1 protein-coding gene is annotated in these 768 nt (G+C 34.8%); it reads left to right on the forward strand.

Annotated features, from left to right (window positions below; translation table 11 throughout):
- Positions 1–579: 579 nt before the first annotated feature.
- Positions 580–768 (forward strand): hypothetical protein (locus KSO91_RS17445; RefSeq protein ID WP_238744280.1); only part of this gene is annotated, 189 nt, incomplete at its 3' end.

Below are 768 nucleotides of genomic sequence, written 5' to 3' on the forward strand. Positions count from 1 at the left end.
GACGAATATTGAATAAAGCATTACAACTCAATCTCACCGTAAAGTGACGAGTAAAAGTGATCGGCATGAATGAGAATGACTGATCGGCTTCGGTGAGAATGAGTGATCGACATCATGAGAATACGCAGTTGATAGAGCGTGGCTTTATACCGCTATTACTAGGGCTGAGAGCGAAATTCATATTGTGGGCTCACAACAAGATTTCAATGAGATCACAAAACAGCCAAGTAACTCTCACAAACGTAATAGCTATTTGGTTGATCTTCTAAAAACCACAAAATAATTTATAACGTTAGGGAGTGACTACGGGTGTAAGCGGAAATAAGTTGTGTGTCAACGCGAAGCGCTGTCCACATCTTATTCTGCGCTATTGTATAGCAAGATATGCCTGTAGTTGAGTGACCTTTGTTTATCTCTATCTAAACCATGTTCTCGAATACGGTAATAAGTTGAAGAGGCTATATCCTTTATAATATGAGATTCTCAATAACCAACCTATTGATTAATAATTATAAATATTGCTATCCATATCGTAGTATTTATAATTATAAACACTTTAATTTATATCGAAGGGCTTTTATGTCGGATTTAAAAGAGCAACTGGCGCTAGAACATTACAAATTTCTATTATCTAAAATTCAACATTTGGATGAGTCATTATATAAGAACATCGCATTTTCAAGTAAATTCATCACTGCTGTAATAAGTTTTGTTATTGCAGCTATCTTGTTCGAAAAAGCAGAAAAGATAAATAATGAGCTTCTTATG

The sequence above is a fragment of the Psychromonas antarctica genome, from assembly GCF_022267535.1.
Taxonomy (GTDB): Bacteria; Pseudomonadota; Gammaproteobacteria; order Enterobacterales; family Psychromonadaceae; genus Psychromonas; species Psychromonas antarctica.